The 22,591-nt window shown below is 68.4% G+C and carries 20 protein-coding genes and 3 pseudogenes; 12 read left to right on the top strand and 11 right to left on the bottom strand.

The window, feature by feature from the left end; all coding sequences use genetic code 11:
• Nucleotides 1-294: 294 nt before the first annotated feature.
• Entirely contained in the window at nt 295-2,202 is a 1,908-nt protein-coding gene (locus ACIP94_RS30465) for a BTAD domain-containing putative transcriptional regulator (RefSeq protein ID WP_402432709.1), read from the bottom strand.
• 472 nt (nt 2,203-2,674) lie between these two features.
• On the opposite strand from ACIP94_RS30465, the pseudogene ACIP94_RS30460 reads away from it, so the two are divergent.
• Nucleotides 2,675-2,785: pseudogene (locus ACIP94_RS30460) on the top strand (IS5/IS1182 family transposase); the annotation flags it as partial.
• Nucleotides 2,786-2,925: 140 nt separating this feature from the next.
• On the opposite strand, the pseudogene ACIP94_RS30455 reads toward ACIP94_RS30460, so the two are convergent.
• From ACIP94_RS30455 to ACIP94_RS30440, 4 genes and pseudogenes are all read right to left on the bottom strand, one after another.
• Nucleotides 2,926-3,423, bottom strand: a pseudogene (locus tag ACIP94_RS30455) (TetR family transcriptional regulator C-terminal domain-containing protein); the annotation flags it as partial.
• A 6-nt stretch (nt 3,424-3,429) separates the two neighbouring features.
• Nucleotides 3,430-5,394: a SpoIIE family protein phosphatase gene (locus ACIP94_RS30450; RefSeq protein ID WP_402432706.1), complete on the bottom strand. Its 1,965-nt coding sequence runs from the start codon at nt 5,392-5,394 to the stop codon at nt 3,430-3,432.
• A 191-nt stretch (nt 5,395-5,585) separates the two neighbouring features.
• Entirely contained in the window at nt 5,586-5,711 is a 126-nt protein-coding gene (locus ACIP94_RS30445; RefSeq protein ID WP_402432703.1) for a hypothetical protein, read from the bottom strand.
• A 60-nt stretch (nt 5,712-5,771) separates the two neighbouring features.
• Nucleotides 5,772-6,113, bottom strand: coding sequence for a hypothetical protein (locus tag ACIP94_RS30440; RefSeq protein ID WP_402432701.1), 342 nt, complete (start codon nt 6,111-6,113; stop codon nt 5,772-5,774).
• Nucleotides 6,114-6,438: 325 nt separating this feature from the next.
• Between ACIP94_RS30440 and ACIP94_RS30435 the strand changes: the two genes are divergently transcribed.
• Nucleotides 6,439-7,824: a PLP-dependent aminotransferase family protein gene (locus ACIP94_RS30435; protein WP_402432896.1), complete on the top strand. Its 1,386-nt coding sequence runs from the start codon at nt 6,439-6,441 to the stop codon at nt 7,822-7,824.
• Between the two features lie 405 nt (nt 7,825-8,229).
• Here ACIP94_RS30435 and ACIP94_RS30430 read toward each other — a convergent pair whose 3' ends face one another.
• From ACIP94_RS30430 to ACIP94_RS30415, 4 genes and pseudogenes are all read right to left on the bottom strand, one after another.
• The gene (locus ACIP94_RS30430; RefSeq protein ID WP_402432893.1) at nt 8,230-8,499 is read right to left on the bottom strand and encodes a SpoIIE family protein phosphatase; all 270 of its coding nucleotides are present in this window, start codon (nt 8,497-8,499) and stop codon (nt 8,230-8,232) included.
• A 111-nt stretch (nt 8,500-8,610) separates the two neighbouring features.
• Nucleotides 8,611-8,873, bottom strand: a pseudogene (locus tag ACIP94_RS30425) (IS630 family transposase); the annotation flags it as partial.
• Nucleotides 8,874-8,934: 61 nt separating this feature from the next.
• A complete protein-coding gene (locus tag ACIP94_RS30420) occupies nt 8,935-10,371 on the bottom strand; it encodes a PLP-dependent aminotransferase family protein (protein ID WP_402432698.1) in 1,437 nt (478 codons plus the stop codon).
• A 216-nt stretch (nt 10,372-10,587) separates the two neighbouring features.
• Complete coding sequence (locus ACIP94_RS30415) at nt 10,588-11,325, bottom strand: flavodoxin family protein (RefSeq protein ID WP_402432695.1); 738 nt, start codon at nt 11,323-11,325, stop codon at nt 10,588-10,590.
• A 422-nt stretch (nt 11,326-11,747) separates the two neighbouring features.
• Between ACIP94_RS30415 and ACIP94_RS30410 the strand changes: the two genes are divergently transcribed.
• The 4 genes from ACIP94_RS30410 (at nt 11,748) to ACIP94_RS30395 (ending at nt 14,798) form a co-directional block, all read left to right on the top strand.
• Nucleotides 11,748-12,221, top strand: coding sequence for a TetR family transcriptional regulator (locus ACIP94_RS30410; RefSeq protein WP_402432692.1), 474 nt, complete (start codon nt 11,748-11,750; stop codon nt 12,219-12,221).
• A gap of 380 nt (nt 12,222-12,601) precedes the next feature.
• The gene (locus tag ACIP94_RS30405; protein ID WP_402432689.1) at nt 12,602-12,757 is read left to right on the top strand and encodes a hypothetical protein; all 156 of its coding nucleotides are present in this window, start codon (nt 12,602-12,604) and stop codon (nt 12,755-12,757) included.
• A gap of 389 nt (nt 12,758-13,146) precedes the next feature.
• A complete protein-coding gene (locus ACIP94_RS30400; RefSeq protein ID WP_402432686.1) occupies nt 13,147-13,992 on the top strand; it encodes a hypothetical protein in 846 nt (281 codons plus the stop codon).
• Nucleotides 13,993-14,261: 269 nt separating this feature from the next.
• Entirely contained in the window at nt 14,262-14,798 is a 537-nt protein-coding gene (locus tag ACIP94_RS30395; RefSeq protein WP_402432683.1) for a hypothetical protein, read from the top strand.
• Nucleotides 14,799-15,027: 229 nt separating this feature from the next.
• Here the strand turns inward: ACIP94_RS30395 and ACIP94_RS30390 are convergent, their stop codons facing one another.
• Together ACIP94_RS30390 and ACIP94_RS30385 are read right to left on the bottom strand one after the other, a co-directional pair.
• Nucleotides 15,028-18,279 (bottom strand): choice-of-anchor D domain-containing protein, encoded by a 3,252-nt coding sequence (locus ACIP94_RS30390; protein WP_402432680.1) that lies wholly within the window; start codon nt 18,277-18,279, stop codon nt 15,028-15,030.
• Between the two features lie 384 nt (nt 18,280-18,663).
• A complete protein-coding gene (locus ACIP94_RS30385) occupies nt 18,664-19,080 on the bottom strand; it encodes an ArsR/SmtB family transcription factor (protein WP_402432677.1) in 417 nt (138 codons plus the stop codon).
• Here ACIP94_RS30385 and ACIP94_RS30380 point away from each other — a divergent pair.
• From ACIP94_RS30380 to ACIP94_RS30355, 6 genes are all read left to right on the top strand, one after another.
• Nucleotides 19,072-20,310, top strand: coding sequence for a methyltransferase domain-containing protein (locus ACIP94_RS30380; RefSeq protein ID WP_402432674.1), 1,239 nt, complete (start codon nt 19,072-19,074; stop codon nt 20,308-20,310). The genes ACIP94_RS30385 and ACIP94_RS30380 overlap by 9 nt on opposite strands.
• 601 nt (nt 20,311-20,911) lie before the next feature.
• Entirely contained in the window at nt 20,912-21,112 is a 201-nt protein-coding gene (locus ACIP94_RS30375; protein ID WP_402432671.1) for a hypothetical protein, read from the top strand.
• Between the two features lie 67 nt (nt 21,113-21,179).
• Entirely contained in the window at nt 21,180-21,302 is a 123-nt protein-coding gene (locus ACIP94_RS30370; protein ID WP_402432668.1) for a hypothetical protein, read from the top strand.
• 471 nt (nt 21,303-21,773) lie between these two features.
• A complete protein-coding gene (locus tag ACIP94_RS30365; RefSeq protein WP_402432665.1) occupies nt 21,774-21,968 on the top strand; it encodes a hypothetical protein in 195 nt (64 codons plus the stop codon).
• Between the two features lie 4 nt (nt 21,969-21,972).
• Nucleotides 21,973-22,149, top strand: coding sequence for a hypothetical protein (locus ACIP94_RS30360; RefSeq protein WP_402432662.1), 177 nt, complete (start codon nt 21,973-21,975; stop codon nt 22,147-22,149).
• A 93-nt stretch (nt 22,150-22,242) separates the two neighbouring features.
• Nucleotides 22,243-22,464: a hypothetical protein gene (locus ACIP94_RS30355; RefSeq protein WP_402432659.1), complete on the top strand. Its 222-nt coding sequence runs from the start codon at nt 22,243-22,245 to the stop codon at nt 22,462-22,464.
• Nucleotides 22,465-22,591 lie beyond the last annotated feature (127 nt).

The raw sequence follows: 22,591 nt of genomic DNA, 5'->3' as shown, positions 1-22,591 counted from the left end.
GCCAACATAGAGCCCTCCGGACCCGCTACGGAGGGACAGGAAGTCGTCCCTGGCTCATCGACCCTTCGGTTTGGGCTGTTCCGCCTTCGCCGCCAACGGGCCCGAGCGGAGCGTTGCACTCCCACGGACGAGATGCTCCCTGGCGTCGGAACCTCCCGGAGGGCCTCCGCGATCCCGTCGCAGACGGTGAATGCAGCCGTAGTGGAGACTCTCCGGCCGACTATGCGCGGTACATCGGCGAACAGGCTGGACCCGGTCCGCCCGTCGTCGCACCACACAAAGGGGTCGCGGCGCTTACACTCTTTGGTCAGTTCTTTCTCGTAGAACGGTGCCGCCCGGTAGGGCATGCCCCCCTTCGGGAACTGCTCGGTCACGGCTACTGGCCATGGCAACGTCTCCGCAGGGCGCCTGTGACAACGACATGGATGCCGGCCCCTGCTCGCCACAGGAACGGGCCGGCTTGCCCTGGTCGGGGAATCTCTGCCCCGCCTGCTCCACTGCGTAGGCGGCCACAAGCCGGTTCCAGCTGTATCGACCCGGACCGATCTCCGCGACGAGGTGCGCTCGGGTGAGGCGCGACAAGGCCTGGCGGACGCGGCGCTCGGGCCGTCCGGCCAGGTCCGCAACCTGCGATGCCGCGAACATGGGGTCTGGGCAGACGCTCAGGTCGCGGAAGAGCGCGGCTGTTTCGGTGTCGAGCAGGCGGTACGAGCGGGTAATGGACTCCCGGACGTCGAGCGTCTGGTCCTCGTCGCTCGCGAAGGCGTCCAGGGTGCTGTGCTCCGGTGCCTCGTACTCGTCGGCCAGGCTCGCCAGACGCAGCTGGGGTCGATACGCCGCGCGGGCGGCGACGTTGGCCAGGGCCAAGGGGAGCTGCCCAGCCAGACGGATGATGCGGTCGACGGCCTCTGGTTCAGCTGCTGTCCTCGCTGCGCCGAGTCGGCGCGCGAGGAGGCTGCGCGCGTCCGTCTGGTTCAGGGGCATGAGCGTCAGGGGAAGTGCCTGATACGCAGCGACGAGCGCGTGCAGTTGCATGCGGCTGGTGACAAGGACCATGGAGCCGGGGCCTCCGGGGAGGAGATGCTTTATCTGGTCCGTGTTCCATGCGTTGTCGAGCAGGACGAGCACTCGGCGGTTGGCCAGCAAGCCGCGGAACATGAGCCCCCGTGCCTGCGCGGTCTCGGGCATGTCCGCGACGCGGACCCCCAATGACTGCAGGAAGTCCTCGAGCACGTGCGCAGGGTCCCGCGGCTCGGCCTCCGGTCCTGCTCCCTGAAGGTCTGCAAAGAGCTGGCCGTCCGGGAAGCGGTCAGCCAGATGGTGCGCGACGGTGGTGGCGAAAGCCGTCTTGCCGACGCCGGCCAGTCCGCCGACCGTGCAGATGGCCACAGAGGACGACGCCTCTGCATCGGCGGCCAAGCGCTCGACCTGCTCCTGCTCCCTCTCACGGCCGACGAGGCCAGGCAGGGCGGCCGGGAGCTGAGCCGGGGCGTGCGGCGGGGGCGTCGCCGGCGCGCCCTTCGGGCGGTCGGCGCTTTGCGGGAGCTGGAATCGCCCGGAGAGGATGCGCTCGTGGACTTGCTGCAGTTCCGGCGACGGGCTGACGCCGAGGCGTTGACGCAGCAGGTGACTGGTCGTGTGGTAGATCGTCAGCGCCTCCGACTGCCGGCCAGCGCCGTAGAGCGCGGTCATGAGGAGGCCGCATACGCGCTCCCGAAGCGGGTGCTCGACAAGCAGAGCGGACAGTTCCGCGGCGGCCTCGGCGTAGTGCCCTCTCTCCACTTCGCAGGCGAGCTGCTCCTCCGCACAGGCGAGGCGCATCTCGCCGAGGACGCTGCGCTGCCGGTCCGCGAACGGCCCCGGGACCCCAGCGAGGGCCACTCCTTTCCACATCTCGAGGCCCTCGGTCAGCAGGCTCGCCGCAGACTCCAGGTCGCCGGTGCTACGCGCCTCCCTCGCCCTTGCCGTCGTCTCCTTGAATCTGTTCAGGTCCAGAGCGTCCGGTTGGATGTGCAGCACGTAGCCCCCGTCGACCAGGCTCACGGAGCTGTCACTCTGCTCCCCCAGTGCCTGCCTGAGCCTGTAAACGTACGTGCGCACGGAGCCTACGGCCGACGGTGGGGCCTCGTCGCCCCACACGTCATCCACCAGTTTCGAGAGACTTACAGGCTTGCCCGCCCTGAGCAGCAGCGAAGCGAGCACGGCGCACTGCCTCGGCTGACCAGCTGCGGCCTCACTCCCCTGCCTGTGGAGCCGGACCGGGCCGAGCACTGAGAACTGGACACCTGCATGCATAGTGCCTACCGCCCTGGAGATCCTTGTGAGACTTGGCTGCTTGGCTGTCCGCAAGGGACCGCTCTCCCCAAACGTACAGCAGATCGGCGAATTTTAAGGACTAAATGGTCCCGTCTAGCATGGAGGAGACCTGCCTCTTGCACAGAGGGCCGCCAATCTCGGCCGGCGGCTGGATTACATGCGGACACAGAGCGCGTGGACAGAGGCATCTTCCCGTCGTCTCGTCCCCAGCCGGGCTGCCTCCGCCGACCAGGAGGACGGCAAAGTCCAGTTCGGCCCGGGTACCGCGACGCAATCGCCTGTGGCGCCAGACCAGGGCTTCTCGGCGCCGCCGCGCCCCAGACGGCTTACAACGGCAAGCACAATGAGGTGGCCGAGTCGGCTGCGTGTGCACTGGGAACGACGCGCAGACATCCACGAAGCGTTCCTCAGACCAGCCTGCTGGCTGATCACCCGCCGGCAACTTGAGTCACGGTGTTGGCCGTTGTAAGCGTCCTCCCGTGCCCCGGCCGGCGGATCGCCGTCCTCGGCGAGGACGGCATAGGCCTTGACGTGGCCGATCGCCATGTCCAGGGCGATCCTCATGGGTTTGACGTCCTGGGCCGTCCGGGCAAGGAAGTAGCCGCCTTGAAGGGCGGCCATGAGGCTGGCGGCGAGCTCTCCGGCGTCCGCGTCTGCGCGGAGGACTCCAGAGTCCTTCATCCGCTCGAGACCGGCCTCAAGCAGACCCTCCCAGGTATGGACGTGCCGGGCGATCGCCTTACGCGCCTCTTCGTCCCGATCGGCCAGCTCGCTTGCAAGGGAGCCGAGCGGGCAGCCGTACGCTCCGTTTCGGAGCGCGTTGCGTTCGATCAGTGCGTCCCGCCAGCGCTCCAGCCGCGGAGAGAGTCGAGCCGCTGCAGTTTCTGGAGCTGGCGTTCCAGCAATTACGCAGCCTGGCCGCTTCTGCTCGTTGTGCAAGAGGACAGGATCGTCGGCCTCCGGTTCTCGGACCTCGGGGCCGGGCGGGCCGATCGAAGCATCCCGGCAACCCACCGAGCTCTCGCCAGCTTCGCCCTGGAGGGTGAGACAGGCTTGGGCACCTGACGTTTCGGGCCGGAGGGCAGCTTCCCACCCACGGAGGCGCATCGACTCTCATGCGCGTCTGATGACCAGCACAGCCACGTCGTCGAGGTGGTCCACCGCGGCCGCCGCGTCGAGTATCCGGTCTGCAGTCGCCTCGACGCCGAGCCGATCCTGAAGGGCTCGACCGGCCAGCGCTCCCGCTCGCTCCAGTCCGGCTTCCAGGGTCAGGCACGGCCCTTCGACTACACCATCGGTGACCATGACCAGCGCGGTGCCCTTTTCCAAGATGAAGGTCTCCTCGGGGTACACGGCGCCAGGCACGATTCCCAGGACCGGCCCGGCGGGAAGTGTGCGGATGGCGTGGCTGCCGTCGTCGCGTGCGTGGAGCAGTGGCACATGGCCTGCGCTGGTGGCGATGACCTGTCCGTCATGCGGATCGAGGTGCAGCATGATGCAGCTTGCGAAGCGTGGCGCGTCCATCGCGACGAGCAAATCGTTGGTACGCGTCACCACCGTTCCCGGCTCAGGCTCCTGGGCGGCGATCGCGCGCATGCTCGAGCGTACCTGGCCCATGAAAACCGCGGCATCCACGTCGTGCCCTTGGGCGTCGCCGATTTCCAGTCCGACCGCACCGTCGGGCAGGAAGAACGCGTCATACCAGTCTCCGCCGATATCCAGCCCGTCCCGGCTGGGCTGATAGCGGGCAGCAATCTCCAGGCCTGGGAGGTGCTCCGGCAGCGTCGGGAGCATGCTCTGCTGGAGCGCCGTGGACAGCTCGACGTGGGCTTGTTGCAGCCTGATGCGCCTCAGCGCCTGGCCTGCCAATTCGGCCAGCGCCGTCATGAAGGCGAGCTTCTCGGAGGACGGGGGGTGCTTACTCTCGTACGTCACCACCCAGGCCCCGAGCGGCCGGTCGCCCACCGGGCTGAGGGGGGTGATCGACAAGGCGGTGCCGTGGACGGGACGCGGCAGGGGCAGACCGTCATCATGCAGCCAACGGCGAACAAGCTCCTCGTGGTTGGGGAAGAACTGCGCCTGACCGGTACGGATCACGCAGGGCAACGGCCGGTCCTCATCCAGCGACATGCCGTGCAGAGCATCAGCCTCCCACGTGGGAATTCCGGCATCCGAGGAGACCCGCAAGCGCCCCTCGTCGACGACGGCGAAGAGCGCGCCGCAACCTCCGACGGCCGCAGCGAGCCGGGCCAGGACAACCTGCTGCAGTTCCTGCTCGGTGGCGGCGGTGAACAGGGCGGAGGAGAACGCGGTTATGCCATCGGCGCGCTCCCGCTCCGCGCTCACCTCGGCCCGCATCTCCTGGCGGTGTGTCTCGGACTGGGTGTCGTCGCGGATCACCGCGAAGACGCGTTCGGGGCCGCCGTATCCCAACTGAATCCGGCGGGTCTGGCCTGCGAGAACACGCCAGCCATCGTGCTCGGTGAGGAACCGCGACCTGATCCACGGGGACTGGGCGCTGGACGAGCGCACAAGCCGCTGCACGTCCCTCCGGTCGTCAGGGTGCACTCGCCTGATCACCTCGGACAGGGGGACCGACGCCTGCGGGAAGAGCGCGGCCAGGGCGGGCGCGCCGCCCAGTGACTCCACCTGGTGCTCATGGGGGGAACACATCCACAGGCCGAGGCCGGCATCCTTCGCCGCAAGCTGGAACGGGATCAGCAGACCACCGAGGTCGTGCCTCGCGTCCCGCGAATGTATCCACACAAGCCGCTCGCCACTCGAGGTATCCGTCACCGGTCGCGCCTCGACGAGGCAGACCACGGACGCGGTGCTCGTGCCGGGAAATTCCAGCACACGCATCGCAAGCCTCTTCGTCGTGGCCCCGTGCGCCAGCAGGCTCTCAGCCGAGATGCGCTGCTCCTCGGAGAGCAGATCTACAAAGTCATGACCCACGCACTGTTCCAACGGCCTGCCCAGTGCGGTGGCCATCGCGGCATTGAGGGAGCGGATGACACCGTCCAGGGTCAAAAGAGCCGACGGTGTAGCTTTCTGAAGAAGTTCGTCCGAGGTGTCCATGTGCCGCTCCCCGACCATCGTCGAGCGATATGACCTCGTCGTCCTGCAACAACATTATCTGGCCCGCCGCGCCGGCGAGGACCTCGCGGCTCAGCACGACACCTGCGTCGGCGAGGCGAATAGGGCCAGGATGATGTGCGGGGCGTGGGCCTACTGGGCCGGCGATGGACACCAACGTTCCTCCGGCATGATCACGCCTGCGGACCGCCTGCCGATGTCTCCACTGGTGACATCGAACCCAGATCGGTTCCGCCGATGTCTTCCAGGGCGTCGTTCTCGAAGTCGACAAACTCCCTCGTGTCGAAGTGGAGCGCCATCTGTCTATCGACGGTACGTCCGGTGCCGATGACTAGGCGCCGCCCCTCGTGCGAGCTGCGTCACCATCGACCGGTGGGAATCGACGGCGTCCGGTCGTGGCCGAAGCGATCGGTCCAGGTCGAGAACCACGTCAGCTCACCCGGCGTATATCCCGGCGCATGAACCTGAACAACGACATCGTTCAGCGCTGCCTGCGGCTCGGGCCGCGCCACGAGCGTCATCCCGGCCGTTCCCTCGGCCTGGTCCATCACCACAATCGCCTTCATCCGGCGCCTCTGATCGATAAGGGTGGGGCGCGAGGCGTCGAGGAACAAACGCAGCAGCGAAATCTTGGTAAGGCGGCGCGAAGGATCGACGCTCATCAGATAGCTGCAGACGATCCGGTAGACCTTCTCGCTCATCGGAGTCGCGTAGTGCGCCACGGGACGTGGGAGTCCCACACACCGCGTCGAAAGGAACGTCCCTCATGCATGACAGCCGGGCTCGTTGGCAAGACCGGTCTGATCATCGGCTCTGGTCCTTCTCGCCCGCGCCCCCGACCAACTCGACGAAGCCGCCAACGCCATCAGCGCGACTGCGTCGAGTGCTGAGGTTCGCCTCGTGACTACCTATCTGAACAACGACAACCAGCGCATCACGGCCATCGACGACCTGCTGTCCAGCGACCCGGTCGATGTTCCGATCAACAACGCGGCCGGTGTCGAGCCCCTCAGCGCCCGCACCAGAATCAGTCCAGCGCAGCTACGGCAGGCCTTTGAGCATGATTTGATACGCGCTGGACGAGGTACGCGCCGGGCGCTGGCCGAAGCCGTGCGCGAGGCTGTCCGCACCGGCCACCTGGCCCCGGGGACACGGCTGCCCTCCTCCCGCCAGCTCGCCGCCGACTTCGGCCTTGCCCGCAACACCGTGGCTGACGCCTATGCCGACCTCGTCTCCGAGGGGTGGCTTACCGCTCGCAGAGGCTCCGGCACACTCGTGGCAGACAGGATGATCACTCGGCCGTTCTTGGCGCCCTCGGCAGCCGAGCCGCGCGGCGCCCCTCACCGCGACCTGATCCCAGGTAACCCGGATCTCGCCGCTTTTCCTCGTGCAGCCTGGCTGAAGGCCACACGCCGCGCACTGGCGGCGGCCCCTGACGATGCGCTCGGCTACGGCGACCCCCGCGGTCGGCCGGAACTACGGGCCGCACTTGCAGCCCATCTCGCTCGAGCCCGGGGCGTGTACGCCAGTCCGGAGCACATATTGATCTGCGCCGGCGTCTCCCACGGCCTGCGGATCCTGAGCGGAGTCCTGGCCAGGCGGGGGGCGAAGAACGTCGCCGTCGAGTCCTACGGGCTGGACAGGCACTGGGACCTGCTGGCGGCTGCTGGGCTGAAGACCCTCCCTCTTCCCTTGGATACCCAGGGGACCGACCCGGTGCCGCCCATCGGCACCGATGCGGTCCTACTCACACCTGCTCACCAGTTCCCTGTGGGCACGGCGCTGCAGCGCGATCGCCGGACGGCCGTCGTGGACTGGGCCAGACGTACCGGCGGGCTGATTCTGGAGGATGACTACGACGGTGAGTTCCGCTTCGCCCGCCAGTCTGTCGGGGCGCTCCAGGGACTCGACCCCGACTGCGTGGTCTACCTGGGTACCGCCAGCAAGACCCTTGCTCCTGGCCTGCGGCTGGCCTGGATGGCGTTGCCTTCCACGCTCACTGAGGAAGCCGTGGCGGTCAAGGGGCAGATCGACTCGTGCGAGGTACTCAGCCAGCTGACGATGGCGGAATTCATCACCTCCGGCGCCTACGACCGTCACGTACGTGCTGCCCGTCGTCGCTACCGCGATCGACGAGACGCTCTCGTCACAGCCCTGGCCCAGCACGCCCCGAAGGTGCGCGTCATCGGGACAGCGGCTGGCCTGCACACCGTGCTCGGATTGCCGACCGGGGCCGAGCAGCGGGTCCTTCAGTCGGCAACCGGGCAGGGCCTCAAGGTGGCCAGCCTGTCTCGTTACCGTCATGAACGGTCACTGAACGCCATGGCCGATGCCCTCGTCGTAGGATACGGGGTGCCCTCCGACGCTGCATGGCCTCAGGCGCTCTCCGCGCTCGTGCGGATCCTTTCCTGACGCGCCCCCAACAAGCAGCCAGGTCCCGAACTGATCTCGTTGTGGTTACGGCGTCACCTCATGCCTGCCTGGGCCGCGCCGTCAAGAAGGTAGGCGCGGATTCATGACGTGAATATTCGGCGGCTCCCAAGCCATCTCGGCACTCGCCCGAGCCTCTTCCTCTCATATTTGAACCGGGTGGCGGCCCTGAGCTTGTCACCCGATCTGCATTCGAACCTCCTTCTGTGATCCGCTGGTTCAGGCATGGGGCGGTATCTGGCTCTTCCTCCTCGCCGCCTACCAGCGCGAACGCGACTCAGTCGCACGCCCGGCGCCCGCACCTCGCCGGGCCCGGCAGGCAACGGCCCACCGGGCCCGGGGCACCCGGCGCCGTCACCACTTTTCCTCAAGCGGGCAGCGCTTTCGTCACGAGTCCCACCGGTTCTCGCAGTTCCGGGCCCGGACGCGCGCACTCTCGCGCTGCAGCACGATCAGGGCCGTGTCGAAGGCGAGCGGGCCGCCCGTATGCGTCCGCAGGTCTGCGCCGCTCCTGCGCACGAGCGCATCCGGACGCTGATCGGCCCAAGCCGTCACCCGCTCCACGAGGGGGTAGAAGCTGCCCATGCAGTCCCGGGCCTCGGTGACTCCGCCGGTGTGCAGCACCAGTCGCTCGCCCGGGGCGAACGGAAGGCCAATGGGTCCTACTAGGTCTCCGTCAGGGCGCCAAGCCCCAGCGTTGGAGCGGGGACGCTGACTTCCAGGGGCGTGACGTGCCCCCAGTCCAGCAGGAGCGGCGGAATATGACCGAAAGGTCTTGGGCCGGCCGCCCGTGTACTTCGGGTAGAAGGAGTCGAAGCCGTCGGCGTTGAAGTTGTGGATCACGTCCCGACCCGGTCCGCGCTGGTGAACGTCACCTCGGCGTTCTTCACCACGTCCATGCCCTGCGCGGACAACAGCACCATCTGAGCCCGTCGCCAGGTCACCACCGACCGGGTGCCTCTGCGGATGATCCGCAGAAGCCGCTTGCCCTCGTCATCGTCCATCTCACGGACGCGTACTCGTTCTGCCACCCACACAGACTGACGGCCGCGCGCCGCCCAGGACAGCACACGTTGCCTGATGCGGCACTAGCTAGGGCAGCACCCTGCACAGTGCGTCCAGTGCGCCTGCCCACGCACTGTCCGAGGGCGCCGCGTAGTTGAACACCAGGGCGTCCAGTTCGGGCAACTGCCATCCGCCGTCCGCCACTTCGTAGCGGAACTGCGTCAACCCCCTGACCGCCAGACCCTGCCGGGCCGCGGCCTGGACCACCGAGCCTTCGGTTCCACGCGGGAGTTCGAGCACCGTCTGCAGGCCTGCAGCCATCCCGGTCACGCGAATGCCGGGAGCCCTCTGGCGCAGGACCTCGACCAGCTGATCGCGGCGACGGCGGTAGCGCAGCCGCATCGAGCGCACATGACGGTCGTACACACCCGAGGCGATGAACTCCGCCAGTGTCAGCTGCTCCAAGGCGCTCGTCATGTAGTCGCCGTGCCCTTTGGCCGCCACGATCTCCGGAATGAGTTCCTCCGGCAGCACCATCCATCCGAGCCGTACCCCCGGCGCCAGGGACTTGCTCACGGAACCGAAGTACACCACCCGCTCCGGATCGAGGCCTTGCAGGGCACCCACCGGCTGACGGTCGTATCGGAACTCCCCGTCATAGTCGTCCTCCAGGATCAGACCGCCCGTGGCACGTGCCCACTCGACGACAGCCATGCGCCGGTCCGGGCAGAGCGCGACCCCCGTCGGGTACTGGTGCCCCGGCGTCATCAGCACCGCCCCCACGTCGCGCAGTCGCGCGAGGTCGTCTACCCGTGCGCCATGGTCATCGACGTAGAGGGGCGGGGTGTGCAGACCGGCGCTCGCCAGCAGGTCGCGAAACACATCGAGTCCGTAGGCCTCGACTGCCACCCCTCGCACCCGCCGCGCCCTGAGCGCCTGCCCCGTCAGCGCCAGACCGTGGTGGAAACCGGAACAGATGACGATCCGATCCGGCTCGGCGTACACCCCGCGGACCCGCGCCAGGTAGTCCGCGAGTGCGGTACGCAACTCCATCCGGCCTCCGGCGTCCCCGTAGCCGAAGGCGTCGTGCGGCGCGGCGGCCAAAGCCCGCCGGGCTACGGTGAGCCACTTCGTGCGCGGAAAGGTAGCCAGGTCCGGTGCACCGGTCCACAGGCCATACCGGCGACGGGGCTCGTCCGGCGTCGCGCGAGGAGCGCGGGGCGCGGCCCTGTGCGGCGCGACCCGGATGGCCACCCGGGTCCCTGAGCCCTGCTGGGCGGTGAGCCAGCCCTCAGCGACCAGCTCGGCGTAAGCCTCGACCACCGTGCTACGCGATACGCCGAGATCCGCGGCGAGTGAGCGGGAGGACGGCAACCGGCTGCCGGGCGCCAGACGCCCCGTGCGCACGACCTCCCTCAAGGCGTCTGTAAGCCCTGCGCGCAACCCGGGCCCGTGCAGCTCCAGATACAGGTCGGCACCAAACGCGGACGGGCTGGCCGCGGAATTGGTCCGAGAATCTGCCATGCAAATAAAGCATACTCCCATACCATCGACTGGCCAGTCGTCCCATTGGGGCTGCGCGCCACCGCAGCCTCGTCGCGGCGGCGAGAGCGCGCCGTGTCCACCGCAAGGGCGCGCTGGCCAGCGTGGCCGCCGCCAGCCAGCGCATCCACAACACTCGAGCCCGACCCCCGCCGCCGCACCCGTCGACGGCGGTCCGCCCCTCGCCATCGGTATTCCCTACCGGTGCTCGGGGTTTTCGTAGTCGAGTCGGCAACCGGCATCCCATGCGGTGCGCTGGTTGCCGTAGGCGGGAATGCCGCCGAGGTCCTTCAGTGCACGGGCCAGGTGGAGCAGATTCCAGGTCATGAACGTGGTATTGCGGTTGGTGAAGTCGTTCTCCGGGCCGCCCGAGCCGGGATCGAGGTAGGAGGGACCGGGGCCCGCCTCACCGATCCATCCGGCGTCCGCCTGGGGAGGGATGGTGTAACCCAGGTGCTGCAGGCTGTAGAGGACGTTCATGGCGCAGTGCTTGGCACCGTCCTCGTTGCCCGTGATCAGGCAGCCTCCGACGCGGCCGTAATACGCGTACTGACCATTCTCGTTGAGCAGGCTGGAGCAGGCGTAGAGGCGTTCGATCACCTGCTTCATCACGGAACTGTTGTCGCCCAGCCAGATGGGGCCGGCCAGCACGAGGATGTCGGCCGCCAGCACCTGCCGGTACAGGTCCGGCCAGGCGTCCGTCTCCCAGCCGTGCTGTCTCATGTCGGGCCACACGCCCGTGGCGATGTCGTGGTCCACCGCTCGTACGACATCGACGTGCACGCCCTGCGCGTCCATGATGTCGTAGCTGCGTTGGATCAGTCCCTGGGTGTTGCTCGTCTCCGGGGAGCGCTTGAGGGTGCAGTTGATCACGAGCGCCCGCAGGTCGTCGTACCGCGCGGGCGGGACGTCCGTGGTGCGCGACGGAGCGGTCACAGGTCCTCCCAGAGCCGTGTTGCCGCTCGATCCGCGGCGAAGCGTGCGCATCCGCTTCAGACTGCGCGGAGTCCGCGGCAGACGCTACTGAAGAGCCTCCGAATGGCCCTGACTGCCATTCGGTCCGCGCGGTCAGTCGGCCTGTGCCCGACCGGCTGACTGAGGAATGACGGTACGAGGTTCCGGACGGTGCTGCGCCTGTGCGCGCACAAGGGGCTGCCGTTGGAGCGGCAGCGCGGCCGGGTTCGGGAAGCGGGGAGGGTCGTTTCCTCCGTACGCTGAACTCCGGCAGTCGTTCCGAACCAGGACACCGGTTACGGCTCGCGCCCCGGCCGGGCACTCGAGCGAAGTGCTGATAGTTGTTGCGCTACGCAAAAAAATACGCTCGGGGCCCAGTCGGCGGTCGGGGTTGACCCGCGCCCATGGGGAGTGAAGGCCGCATCGCGGGAGGGCACAAGCCAGCCGTCGACAGGCCCCCACCAACTGGCCGTGCGCCCCTTCCAACGCGAGCACTGTCCGCCCGACCAGTCCCCTCACCTCAGCTGCCATTCCGGGCATGTCCGAATCCGCAGCCGCGCCAGGCGAGACGCGCCGTAGCCGGATTGCCGTCCGCCCGCCATGGGCACGGATTGAACAATCCTTCAGTCTGCTGCACATGCGTTCAATCCCAGGACGACCGAACCACCCGGGCCGTCATCCGCGACGAGGCCCTGTGCCTGTTCGCCGCCCATGGACCGGAGTCGGTCACCGTGCGGCAGATCGCCTCCGCCGCGAGTGTGTCGCCCGGCTTGGTCGTGCACCACTTCGCGCCGAAGGGCGAGTTTACGGCTGACGATACGGTCGTGGTGCGCAAGGGAAGCTCTACCTCTGATGAGGTGTGCCGGGAGGCAGGGTGACCCGCAGGAGGGCGTGACGTGGCACCTGGCTGCCGCACGAGGGGGTCTGCTCACATACTCGGCCGACAGGCGTGCCGGGGTGAGGGCACACTCGGTGTCGGACGGGCTGGACGGGTACGCCGACTGCGTGGGCGCTCGACCGGGCTTCGGCCGTCGTCTCGCCGATCAGTGAGGGTGCCGTGACCCGGGGACGAGCAGGGGCGTGGGATCCGGTGATGACGTAGGTGCCCACGGCGGCCGCCAGCAGCCCTGCCGTCGCCTGGAGTGGCCGGCGGATGCGCCGTCGGCGCCCCGGGCGTTCCTTCCGGGGTTCCCGAGGCGACGGTAGCCGGGTGTGCCGAACCGTCGCAGATGGAGCCGGCAGCGGCGAGGTCACCGCCGTGGCACGGTCTGCCATCACCTGCCCGATGGCGTCGCGCATCTCACGCATCCAACAAATCAACCAGGCGCTCGACTGCTCCCTCGAGATGAAGACCAGACAGCTCATCAACGAGCTCCTCAACGGCTCGGGCACGGCGGTAGGCAAGGCCCTGTAGTCGCTCGTACGCAGGGGCGCGCGGTGCGCGCTACGGGCTGGGGCCAACGCCCCGAGCCGGATAGGCAAGCAGTTCACTCGCCGCCTCTGTCCCGTCTCAGTTGACCTGGTCCGAATCTCAATGATCTACTCCGGTTCGCTCGTCGCGTCAGGTGATCTGGTTCCTGGTGTGGGAGCAGGCCACTGGGGGGAGCCGAGGGCCCGTCGGCGTCCGACCCCCACCGGGAGTGAACACCTGAAGAAAACGTCTGGACAGGTCGCGGCTATGATCCGCATCTTCGAGCGAATGGGGACCTGGTGGGGATATTTCGGCGCGGAGAGCGTCGTGAGGGTGCGGACCTGCCGCGCGATGGGGAGTTCACGTTCCTGTCCGAGGCGGAGGCTGCCCGGTTGCGTACGTTCGTCCGCGAGGCCTTCGCGGAGCGCGGCATCGAGGTAACGGCCGAACCAGGACGCGTGACCACAGACTCGGGTTGGCACTTCGGCCTCTCCAATCTTGCGGCGGTGTGCCACAACGACAGCCGTGGCCCCCGGACCTGGCGGACGCTGGTCGACGACCATGTTGACAGGGTCATCCGTTCGATGGATGGACCGCAGGCTCTCAGGGCCCTGCCGCACGAACGGCTCCTGGCCCAGCTCTATCCCCGCTTCATTCCCAGCGACCCCACGCTCCTGAAAGCTCTCGGGTACGGTCCCCCATCGGTCCCGGGGCTGCTGGAGGTACTCGCGCTCGACCTCCCGGAAACCGTCGACATGCTCACCGCGGACTCCCTCGCCGATCTGGGCGAAATGACGGCCCTTCGGGACCGCGCGTTCCAGAACCTACGGGCCGTGCGCGTTGACAAGCACAAGGTGGTCAGGGGCAAGGACAGCTCCCACTTCGACGTGCTGATGGGCGGCTCGTACTTCATCGCGAGCCTCGCCCTGGTCCTGGACGAGGTCGTACGCCGCTACACCAAGGACGCACCGGCGCCGGACGGCATCCTGGTCGTGCTGCCGCACCGCCACCAACTGGCCTTCCACGTCATCCGCGACAGGAGCGTGGCGCCCTCGCTGCGCACCATGGCCCGGTTCGCCGCCGTGGGCTTCGAGCAGTCACCGGGCGCGCTGAGCCCCTCGGTGTTCTGGTGGCACGAAGGCAGCTTCACCCAGCTCGCCACGCAGGACAACACCGGCCTGCACATCAAACTCACCCAGGAGGCCATGGACCTGGCGGCACGTTTCGCAGGCGGATAGCCAGGCCTGGCTCAACATGCAGCCCTGCAGTCACTTCGAAACGCCACCGGCGGATGAGACGACGGACACCATCCGCCGGTGACGGACCAGATCACATGAGATTCATGGAAGCTCACCCTCTCAAGCGATCTGATCCCCGCAGGCCCAGCCCTGACTACGAACCAGATCTAACAAGACGGGACAGCCCCGTTGGACACGGGCGGCCGGGCGCGCCACTGCCGACATGGATCCCGTTCAGGCCGTGGTCGCCGATCACCCTCGCCGCGCGGATGCAGGGCCTGCGCAGCTGTCTCGGCAGCGACTCGGCCGGCAGCCTCTACGTGCCGCGCCGCGAGTCGGGCGGGAACCCCTACCGGCTCGCCCCGGCATGCGCTGCAACGGGAACCGATTCCTTCAACTCGCCGCGCAGGTACCGCCGCTCGGGCCGAAGGGCCCGACGGACCCGGACCCCTGGACTGGACTGCGACCGGGACGTGCTCCAGGCCGAGGCGGCCGTCGACGGCTGGTACGCGCTGCTGACCACCCTCACCCCCAAGCAGGCCGGCGCCGCCGAGGTGCTGCGGCGCCACAAGGGCCAGCAGGGCACGGTCGAGCGCCGCTACGGTGACGCCAAGGGGCCCCCTGGCCGTCACTCCCCGTCTTCGTGCAGGACCGACAAGCCAGTCGCCGCACTGGTAGCGGTGATCTGCCTGGATCTGCTCATATTCGGTCTGATCGAGCGCCAGGTCCGCCGGGCCCTCGGGGGCGACCAGAAGATGCGCGGGCTGTATTCCGGCACCCAGATGTCCGCCCCACCGGCCGGATGATCCTCTACCACCTCTGCGGCCTACGACTTCGAGTCGGTCATGCCACCGACCTGCCCACCATCGTCCTCAGCCGCGGCGTCCAGCTCCATCTCCTCGACCTCCCCGGGGCCTGGAACCAACACACCCCCGCTGGCCGCAGACCTGAGCGAGCTATCCGCGAAGAACGGAACCAGCTGTCGCCACCATCACAGGCGCGATCCCTCATGCGGGGCCGCGCCTTCGCCCTCGGTCAGATGAGCGAGTTGTAGATGTTCCAGCCGTACCCGATCGAGGCCCGGGCCAGGAAGGGCGCCGAGGCGTTGCCGGTGCCCCGGTACAGCCACAGGCCACCCTTGCTGTCGCGGGCGACGAGGTCCGCCTTGCCGTCCCCGGTCAGGTCAGCGATGCCGACGATGGAGTTGTAGATGTTCCAGCCGTAGCCAATGGAGATGCGGGCCAGGAAGGGCGCCGAGGCCTTGCCGGTGCCCCGGTACAGCCACAGGCCACCCTTGCTGTCGCGGGCGACGAGGTCCGCCTTGCCGTCCCCGGTCAGGTCAGCGATGCCGACGATGGAGTTGTAGATGTTCCAGCCGTAGCCAATGGAGATGCGGGCCAGGAAGGGCGCCGAGGCCTTGCCGGTGCCCCGGTACAGCCACAGGCCACCCTTACTGTCGCGGGCGACGAGGTCCGCCTTGCCGTCCCCGGTCACGTCGCGGGCGCCGACGATGGAGTTGTAGATGTTCCAGCCGGGGCCGACCTGTTTCCGGGGTGCGAAGGGTGCCTTCGGGTTGCCGGTGCCCTGGTAGAACCACAGCGTTCCCTTGCTGTCACGGCCGACGACGGTTCCGGTGCCGTCCGCCATCTCACCGCTGACGCTGGTGACGATGTTGTAGGTGTTCCAGCCGGTTCCGATGGCGGCCCGGGCGGCCAGTGCCCCGGAGGGCACACCGGTGCCGCGGTAGAGCCACAGGGTGCCGGAGTTGTCCCGTGCCAGCACGGTGCCCAGCTGCGACGCCGGGGGCACACCGATGCCGGTGAGCGACTCCAGTTGTGCGCCCTGCCCGGCGTCGCCGGTGACCTCGTACGTGGCCGACTGGCTGCCGCTCACGGTCGGGGCGAAGGTGACCGTCTGGCGGACACTCTGCTCGGGACCGATGACCAGGCCCTCGGCAAGCTGGTCGGCGCTGCTGAACACACCTGCCGGAGCCTTCGCCTTGGTTACGGTGACCGGGATGTTCCCCGTGTTGGTGATGGTGAAGCTCCGCGTGCTCGACGTGCCGCGGACCACCGCGCCGAACGAGAGGCTCGTCGGACTGAACACCAGGTGGCCCTCGCCGCTGATCGCGTCGCCCTCGACCGGGATGGTGAGCGCACCGCTGGTGCTGCTCAGTGTGATCGACGAGGAGTTCTGGCCGGTGACCGTGGGCGCGTACCCGACCTGCAGGACGATCGAGCTCTGGGCCGGGATCACCGTCGGGTTCGCCGGGTCGGCGCTCGGCAGGTCGGCGGCCGTGAACGGTCCCTCGGGCGGGGTCACGGAGATGATGGTCTCCGGGTCAGTGCCCGTGTTCGTCAGCTGGACGTTCGCGGTGGCCGTGGTCCCCGTCGGCTGGTTGCCGAAGGACACCGTGCCCGGGAACGCAGCCAGACCGGGCTTGGTGCCGACGCCGTGCAGACTCAGTGCGAAACTGCCGGCGTCGGTGGCCACGGTGAGCGTTCCACTCGCGCCCAGGACCGCGGCGGGTGTGAAGGAGACGGGTATCGACAACTGCCCGCCCGCCGGGATCGTCGGCGGCAGCGACGATGTGTCCGCGGTGAACGGACCGTCGACCGTGACGCCCCTGATGCCGAGGGAATGGGACGGACTCTGGTTCTCCGTCAGGACGACGTCGGTGCTCGCGGACCCGCCCACCGGCACGAGCCCGAATTCGACCGGGCCGCCCTTGAGCGGGCTGCCCACCGGATTACCGAAGGCGTAGACCTTCCCCTCCCGAGTGCCGACGAAAACCTGCCCGCCGTCAGTGGCCGGGGTGGCGAACTTCGACGCGGTGCCGATCGGCGCGGACCAGATCAGCGGCAGGACGCCGTTCGCGTCGGGAACTGGCTCGTACGCGCGCAGCTGGGCGTTGACGCCGCTGGACCCGCCCGACCAGACCACCCACACCAGAGCGCTGCCCGAGCGCGTTCCGTCGGAGGTCACCACGGGCGATCCGCTGGTGTACGGGAAGGAGTCCTGGCTGGATCCGGCGACGGTCAGCGCGGGGTCGCCCGAGCCCGTCACGCCGCGGTGCAGCGCCACCAGTGAGCCACCGTTGCCGACGCAGTAGACATAACCGCCGTCACCGCCCCAGACCGCGGGGTGGCCCCACTGGCCCTTGAGCGGCCCGGTGGTCCCCACCACCTCGTCGGTCCCGCCGGTGCCCTGCGACCTGCCGCCGAGGTCGTCGCGGTCCAGCAGGAAGACCCGGCCGTCCTTGCCCTGCTGCACCATCAGATGCGGGTGGGAGGCGGTACCGAAGCTGACCGGCAGGCCGACCGGCCCGCCGGAGGCCAGGTCCCTGTCCTGCTGGTCCAGGGTCGGCGCGTTGGACGGGCTGAAGAAGTCGGCGGCCTTCAGACTCCGGTCGGCCTGCACCTGCAGCCGGACCACGGACTCCGCGAGCGTGCCGGGCGGCGCGCTGCCGGGGCCGGGCGCCGGGCTGACGCCGTTGCCGGTGGTGAGGAAGATCCGGCCGGGACCGTCCGAGACGAGTCCTCCGCCGGACTGCCAGATGCCGGCCCCGCTGTTGCTGGCGCCGGTCTCCGTCGCCCACATCGAGGTCACCGAGGGGTTGGTGGTGCTGACGCCGACCACGTAGCCGCGATAGGGCTCGGCGTCGCAGTGTCCGCCGAACGCCGCGTACACCACCCCGTCGAGCAGCAGCAGGCCGGGACGCTGCATCTGGTACGCGGGCAGGAAGGACTGGGTGGGGTCGTTGGACGGGGTGCCCTGGATCGTCACGGGGAAGCCGGACTTCTCCGCCCCGGTGACCGGGTCGAGCGCGTGCATGTACCAGTGCGGGCTCAGGGGGGTGGGGCCGTCGTCGACCTTGGTCGTCAGATAGACCGCGCCGCCGGCGGGGTCGTATACCGGGGTGGCGGTGCTGCCCACGTTCGGCACCAGGTCGCCGCAGTTGAGGGTGGACGCGGGCCATGCAGGCCCGAAGCTGCGCTGCCACAGTACGGCTCCTGTGGCGCGATCGAGGCCGTAGGCCCTGTTGTTCTCGGTGACCGCCACCACCGTGCCGCCGACGACGATCGGCTGGGCGTATATCTGCCCGTCGAGCTGCGCGGGAGCCCTCCAGAGCTGCCCGAAGGAAGAGGAGCGCACGTCGGACGGGCCGAGATCCGGTTCACTCCCGTCCCAGCCGGTCCGCAGGATGTCCACCGAGCCGGTCGTCTCACTCGCCTGCGCTTGAGAGACGCCCAGCCCGACCAGGCACGCGGTCACCGCGGCGGTCACAGCGAGCGCCAGACCGCGCCGCCGGATGTGTCTGCGTCTGTGTGCGTGTCGGGTGGCACCCACCACCGCATCGCCTTGTGACATCGCCAAGGAAACCCCCTGAGTCCCCATCCCCGAAGGCCCCTACGCCCTCCCCCGTGCCACGGCGGCCTCCACGATCGCGGGGAGGCTGCGCCACACGGGCCGCAACCCGCGCATCCAATCACAAACCGGCGTCCGTGCCTACGGTTGTGAAGGTTTGATGCATGCGGTCCCGCCGCATGCCCACGCACAGTCGATGTGTCACCCCACCGCCTGCGGGGGTACCGGACGGTCACCGGGGCAACGCGGTTGCTGCTTGAGGGGTTTCAGGAAAAGGCCGCCGACGACTCTCTCTCCCGTTGATCATTTGCCGGACACCGCCTGGAAGGGCAGCGACTTGGGCACGGCATCCAGGAGGCCGGGAAATCTCGTGTCCGGGTCGTCGCGGCGCAGCCTCACGTAGCGGTTGCGGCCTGCGGCCCGGATCGAGACGAGCCCGGCCTCACGCATGATCGTCAGATGGTGAGAGATGGTCGGCTTCTGCAGATACGGAAACCAGAGCGCGACGGGCGCACAGCTGGCCTGGCGGCCGGTCGAGTAGACCTTCAGCAGTCGCAGCCGCACCGGATCGCCCCCGACAGCGAGCTGCTGGTATTCGTCAGGCTGCAGGAGTCCATCGGTCGGCACGGCATCGTCAAGCCGGTCACTCTCAACGCCGACGGGACTCTGGTCGCAGGCCACCAGAGAATCAAGGCGATGACGGCGCTCGGCATGACGCACACGCCGGCGGTGATGCTCGGCACGAAGGTGGGCCCCACCGACGAGATCCAGTTCAACCTCCTGCACAACAGGGCCGAGACTGAAGCGTCGATCGTGTACGCGCAGCCCGGCCCCATCGGCGAGTGGTCGTGGATCCCCTGGCAGACCATCAACGTCGCCCAGTCCCGCAACAAGCCGTTCAAGCAGGCCATCAGCTACATGACGGGCGGGCACGGCGCGTGGGGCAGCGTCGTCATCGATGACCAGGGCCAGATCGCGCTGAACGCCGACTACGCGGTCGTCGCCGCCGCGAACCACTTCGACGTCCTCGCCTGGACCTGCCCGTCCCTGGACGCCGCGCAGATGGTCGCGGACCTCACCGGCGAGTACGCGGTGTACGACTGGACCGGCTGCCTTGAGGACCAGGCCCCCGTCTACAACCAGCACATCGTGCCGCCAAAGCGGCTGCGCCAGTGCACCTCGCTGCGCAAGCAGGGACAGCTGGCCTACAAGAGCGAGGTGTGGGAGAAGCTGGCCCTGCCCCGGCCGCGGAAGCGGCCCGAGACGCGGGTCGTGGACTTTGGCGCCGGGCACGGCGACTACGCCAAGAAGCTGCGCCCCGAGGGCTACAGCATCGACGACTACGAGCCGTACCGCACCACGCCCCGCAAATACGCCGTCGAAATCAAGAGCGTCGTGTCGATGATCCGCACCATCGAGAAGCGGCTCGCCGAGCACGGCCTGTACGAAATGGTGGTGGTGGACTCCGTCATCAACGCCACTACGTCCCTGGATTACCAGCACTGGGTGCTGACCGCCGTGAATGCGCTGTGCGCCGCCGACGGGACGGTGTGCATCGGCACCCGCAACCTGCTGGTCGAGCAGGCCTTCGAGAACAAGCAGCACGCCACCAGCCGCAACGACTCCACCCGGCTGCCATTCCTCGACTCCGAGAACGTCGACATACGGTTCATGGCCGGGAAGTGGATGAAGATCCGCTACCACACGCCCGAGTCGCTGGCCGAGCTGCTGAAGGCGTACTTCGGGGAGGTCAAGGTCACCGGCCGGTCCAACGCCACGCTCCGGGCCATCTGCCGCAACCCGCTGCCGCTTTCCGACCTCGACTATTCGAAAGCCCTGGATGAGGAATTCAACATGCCTTATCCGAATAACTCCCTGCATGACCGCCATAAGCAACTCGTGGAAATTCTGGTAAAATTGGTTAAAGAAAGGAACAGTCGAGCCGACTAACCCACGGCCCTTATTCGGAGGGGAAATGCCCCCACCCCTGGGACCGGACGAAGAACGCACACCTGGCCTTCGAGTACGCCGAGAGCCACCACTGGGAAGGCAACGCCTTCGTGCGCGACCTGCACGTCACCCTCGACAACGCCCCCCATCACCGGATGGGGCGAGCACTCGATACCCGCCACCGCCCACAAGCGGGATCTGTGGAGGTACCGGACCTGCCGCAACTGGCAGTTTGCGTGGTGGCTGCGAACGAACCGGGACGCACCCGGCGCACCGCCCTCCGCCTGGCAGCCGCCGAAAGATCCAAACGCCCCGCGGCAGCTGACCTTCCCGTAGCCCAGGCGGCCCGGCGGCCACTCCACGTCGCCGGGCCGCAGCGCCGCAAGACCCGGGTCCACAAGAGGAAGACCGCCCGGAACTGATCTAGCGTGGAGGAGGGGTATCGAGCCGATGCCCGGAAGCGGCCGTGGAAATGGGATGCGACATGACCGTGCGAGCGAGCAGGACAGACCCCGATACCGCGCCTGGCGGCGCACCCGTTCCGATCACGAATTCCCGCGGTGCCCGCGCCGCGGCCGAACGAGTTGTCTCGGGTGATTCAGTGACCGTCTCCCTGGGTGGCCTTCGGCTCAAACTGCCGCCGAAGGATCAGCTCGCCTACCTCGCGGGCCTCGGTCTCCTCACAGCATTCGACCTCATCGAATGGCCGGTTGCGCTCGCCATAGCCGTCGGGCACGAACTGGCCCGCAGCCACCGCGGCAAAACGCTGCGCGAGTTCGGGGATTCCCTGGAACAGGCGTGACACACCCCTGGTCCAGTGCGACCGCTCGACGGTGTGCAGGCGAAATGGGACGTCCGGAGAGAGTAGCGTGAACGACACCAGCGACATCCCCGAGCCCGTACCGGCCCGCCTGTGGCGCCGCGAGAAGGACAGGCCTGAGCCGAAGGTCACGACGTATCCGCGGGCCAGCCGCCCGGCGCTCAAGATGTGATCTCAGGGTGCATGGCGACGGCGCCCGTCGTAGCCCGGCAGGACTGGACAGACGGCCGAGTCTTCTCCCTGAGCGACACTGCCGGGGAGATCCGCTGCATGTTCCAGTGGCCGCAGGACGGCCTACGGGTCGCGGCCTGGCCCACAGCGCACACCAACCGGCGCGCCACGCCCCTTCCCGGTGCCGCATGCGATCCGGTAGCGCCTGCCCGCTACATCCCCCTCGGATCTTGCAGTGCCATCATGTTTCTCGGCGTGGGGGCGCGCAACAGCGAGAGGACCCTGTTGGTGGGACGCCCCGGCAAGGCCGCGCGCGCCGCCATCGCACAGCGGCGAGCCGACGCCATCGACCTACGCCTGGCCGGCGTCGACTGGCTGACCGTCGGCCGCAAACTCGCCGCCGACCCGGGCGGGCAGTCCGTGAGCAGGTGGCCGGCGCCGACGGCGAGCCGGTGCTTACGTCGGCGACACCATGGACGCGGTCACCGGCACCGTGACGCGCACCTACCCGTGGGCACCGGGCAGGCCCTCGGCCACGATCTGCTACCTCACCGACGCCGAATGGCTGCTGGAAGACCTCGGCGGCGCGCACGACGTGTTCAGCCTGCCCGCCGACAAGGCCGCCTACTGGGTGCGATCCGACGGGGCAGGTCCTCGACCGGTTTGACCTCATGGTTGACTTCATACCGGTCGTGCACATCCCCAACACGATCCCGGACGTAGGCGAGCACTGGGGCAAGTCCACGCTGGCGACGGTACTGCAGCTGCTGGACGAGCTGGCCGCCACCGACACCGACAGCGCGTCCGCCTCGGCGACCACCGGCACACCGCCTCCAACACGCGTCTGACGGCGGCCCGGTCTCGGCACCCTCGACCCGGCCAAGCTGCCGAACGGGTACTCGCTGCAGTCGCTGCGCCCGCTCGACTCCCTCGTCGGCTCGATGCGGCTGGCCCGCGACCACAAGTACCAGCTGCTGCTGCGCATGGTGCAGCGCCTGCACCAGGCCGGGCAGGAGTGGCCCGCCGACGAGTCGCTGCCCGCACGCCTGTTGTGGGGTGCGCACACCCCCTCCGACCGGACCACCGTCCTCAACGATGTGGTGCAGGGCTTCGAGGCCGGTGTGGGTAGTGGTGTCTGGCCTGGGGTGTTGATGGTTGGTTGAGAAAGTCGGGGGGAGTGGAGCGTGTGGCGCGTCGGCGCGGCTCGGCGGAAGCGGCGGCCCGCACGGCCCGGGCAGTCGTTACCCGCGGCTGTGGGCCCCACCGATTCCCTCGGTGGGGCCCACAGCC

Origin of the sequence: Streptomyces sp. NPDC093261 (assembly GCF_044753645.1) — a bacterium.
GTDB lineage: Bacteria > Actinomycetota > Actinomycetes > Streptomycetales > Streptomycetaceae > Streptomyces.
This window is presented reverse-complemented; position numbering and strand designations above follow the sequence as displayed.